The 3508-nt window shown below is 30.2% G+C and carries 3 protein-coding genes; 1 reads left to right on the top strand and 2 read right to left on the bottom strand.

Features of this window, described 5'->3' with window-relative positions; translation table 11 throughout:
- Positions 1 to 2308: DUF4430 domain-containing protein (locus MR593_RS09530; RefSeq protein WP_290692252.1), on the bottom strand; the 2308-nt coding region annotated here is incomplete at its 3' end.
- A gap of 297 nt (positions 2309 to 2605) precedes the next feature.
- On the opposite strand from MR593_RS09530, the gene MR593_RS09525 reads away from it, so the two are divergent.
- Positions 2606 to 2767, top strand: a complete 162-nt coding sequence (locus MR593_RS09525) for a hypothetical protein (protein ID WP_290692250.1) — start codon at positions 2606 to 2608, stop codon at positions 2765 to 2767.
- 79 nt (positions 2768 to 2846) lie between these two features.
- On the opposite strand, the gene MR593_RS09520 is transcribed toward MR593_RS09525, so the two are convergent.
- Positions 2847 to 3508 (bottom strand): (Fe-S)-binding protein (locus MR593_RS09520; RefSeq protein WP_290692249.1); only part of this gene is annotated, 662 nt, incomplete at its 5' end.

The following is a 3508-nucleotide window of genomic DNA, read 5'->3' as shown; positions in this document are numbered from 1 at the left end:
GTAAATTATTTATTACATTATCCTTATCAGTATTAGATCCATCGTTTATTCCATCAAAGTAATGTTCTTTTACAGCTTCCATTAACTTGATTTCATTTTGAATTTCTTCTGGTGAAACTTGTTTTATAGTTAAAGTGATACGTTTTTCAACGCTTAATCCATCTCTTGTCATAGTTATTATTAAATCGACAGTCTTGTCTTCTCCTACAGGTTGATATGTGTATATACGATATCCATTTATTTTAAGAAGACTTTCATCGCTACTTGTAACTTTTATTTCTTTATTTACTAAACCTATTTTACTTGGTCTTGGTAATTGTATATCTCCAGTTACATTATTTATATCTATGACTTCTTTAGTATTAAAATCTTTAAGTAAATCAGCTGTATATTTGCTATTTAATTCTTCTAACATAGCTTTTTTAACTGCTTCTTCATCTATCTTTTTAGCTTTTACTAAAACCTTGTAGTCTTTTGTGAAAGTTATATCTTTTTCAAGACTTGAATTAGTCTTAGTAAATTTAAAAGTAGCTGTCAAAGTAATTTCTGTATCTTCTGTTGGTTGTGTAACCTTTCCTATATAATCTGGATAAGTATATCCTTCACCGTCTTGGATAGCTATTACATCTGTATTTGATGATTTCCAAGATATTTGAGATAAGCTTTGTTTGTATGTAGAACCAAGTATTTGTGGTAAAACTAAGTCAGTTTCTACATTTTGTAAATCTGTATTTTCACCCTTCATCTTATCTTCTGTAAGATTAGCGTCTATCTCTTCATTCATCTTAGCTCTTACTTTGTCGGCATCCCATCCGATAAGTGCTTTTGTATCAACGTCTACACTTGCATCGCCTAGGCTAAGTGTAAATGTCAAACCAACGTTAGCTTGATATATTGAAGCAAACCCTGAGAAATCAAAATTATCATAATAAGATATAGTACCATCTTCTTTTACATACTCAGTATCGTCTGTTGATTTTAATGTTGCAGTTATGTCGTGTTCTGAATCCTTAGATTCTATGTAATTATTAAGCATAGTTACTACATTTGTATCTGTACCAAATTGAGGTCTCAATTTATAGAAATCTAAATTATTAGATACGAAATCATTTAGTATATCTTGATTAGATGTAGTTTTTTCAAATACTGCTGATATATTTACATCATTTGATATATCTACTATTCCATTTTCATTGTAGTTGAATAAGAATAAATCATTAGTATCCTTATCTATATCTACTAATAATCCACCTGCATCAATTGAGCTTAAATCACTACTTGAATCATACACTGTATCTCCTATTTTCCAACCTTTAAATTCGTAACCATCTTTAGCTTTTGCAGATACTCTCCATTCACTATTTAAAGCTTTATACTCAGAGAAATCAATTTCCTTTGAAGTGATACCTTCATCCTTTGTAGTAGTGTCATTGTAATCTGCATCATATGTAGTAGTTGCTACGTCTACTGTTCCTCCTTCTTGAGGATCTGCTGATAAGTTAAGTTTGTATTCTACAGCTGGAGTTTCACCTTGTTCTACTATTTTTAATTTATAAATTTGAGCATCAGTAGTAGTTGAATTCATACTTGGCCATGATGGATCTCCGCATTTTACAGTTATAATTGTTCCATTTTCTACTGGTATAGCTTGAATTCTCTTGTATTCAGTATCTCCTACGCTAGCTCTTACTTGGAAATTCTTATTTGTAGCTGTTGGTGTAACTACTACTTGTTTTGTACCTTGAGGAACCTTTAATTCATATTCCTTAATGTCACTTGAAAATGCTGGCGATAAAGTTCCTACATCTGTCTTTAAGTCTTTTAAAGTCTTATTGCTATCTCCATAAGTTCCACCTAAGTCACTTCCATAAGAACAAGTATACATAAATCTAATTTCATCGTTGTCTTCTACCTTATAGCTGCCAGCACCGACATTTGTAAACCAATCGTTTACTGTAAACATCCAGCCACTTGCACTTCCACCATCGAACTCACTTAATCCACCGATAGCAGAAATATAACTGCTACTTCCTTTAATTTCAATTTTTTCTTTGTCCATTGCTGCTTTAAAGGCATCATATGCAGTTGAATCTGCAGGAATCTGTACATCTGTACTAACAAGTTCACCTGTAAAAGCTGGTACTCCATTTCCCTTATCTTCTAAAAAAGTAGTATTTTCAACGGACACTCTTACATTAATATTTTCCCCTGTAGTAGTTTCTTCTGCAAATACTTTTAGAGGCAACATAGCTATAACTAAGCATATAGCCAAAAACGTTGTTCCTAACTTTTTAAAAATTCCCCTCATCTTTCTCCTCCCATATATTTATTTTGGAAAATTTATCATATTTCCATAATATAATTATAAATTAAAGAAAGTTATCAAAAAGTACGATTTTAGTAGTACTACTTTACCAGAATAAGTAGTACTACTAAAATGGAACTTTACATCTTTTAAAAGATAATATATTCTAATAGTAGGGTATATAAAAATAAGTCATATAATTAGCAGCTATATGACACAAAAGTAGTATGTTTTTAAAAATTCTATGCTAATGTTCAGTAGTATAGAATTTTTTTGTAATTTATAGGAGATGAATACCATATGCAAATCAATTACAAATGTCCTGTCTGTTCTAGCAATGTAGTGATAAAATTATCAGATGTCGGGCAAACTATTAGATGTCCTAAATGCAATCTAAAGATAAACGTAAAAAAGGATGCTGAATTTGATAAAAATATTAAACATATAAAAAATAAACGCTAATTTAAAAAAGTATGATTTTAGTTTAACACCTAAATCATACTTTTTACTTCGAGAATACCTTCTAAAATCATGCTTTTAATTAAGAATCTCTCAAATTATCATTATTTTCATACCTTATTAAATCCTTTACTCGACTTAAAATGACTTTTGTTTCGGCGGTAGTCTCACCGAGCAATCTAGCTATTTCTTGAGCTACAGTCATTTGCTTATTAATGACTGTTTGTGCTAGGTTTATAGTATCGTATTTGACTTTGTCAGCTCGTTTTTTATTTTCGATTTGTTCTGTAATATCATGTGCCATCCATAAGAATATTTCTTCTTCAGCTAACCAAAATATGTCTTGAGATAAAGTTTTGTTTAAATCTTCAATAAATACGATATTGTTGTATATATTTTCATGTTTACTTAAACAATCAGAAAATGCAGTATCATCCACATACATAAAAATTGGATAACCGATGTAGTCATTATCAATTATTTTGAAAAAATCCTTAGCCTTGTTGTTAAATTCGATCATGAGTAACTCCTTATCGACAAGCCCTATTAAAAATGGAGATGCTTCAAATATTAAATTCGATATATTTTCAGCCTTCTGTCTCATATAAGGTGAGCACATATTTATCTCAGAAATATCGTTGTATATCGCCATAGCATGTTCTCTACAGCTCTCATATCCGCAACCTTTACAATTTAGTTCATCTTTTAATGAGATTTTTCCCATAGATTTTAATATAGAACTTA

It is taken from the genome of Intestinibacter sp. (assembly GCF_022780145.1).
Lineage (GTDB): Bacteria > Bacillota > Clostridia > Peptostreptococcales > Peptostreptococcaceae > Intestinibacter.
Note: the sequence above shows the minus strand (reverse complement) of the source record. Positions and strands in the feature narration are given on the sequence as shown.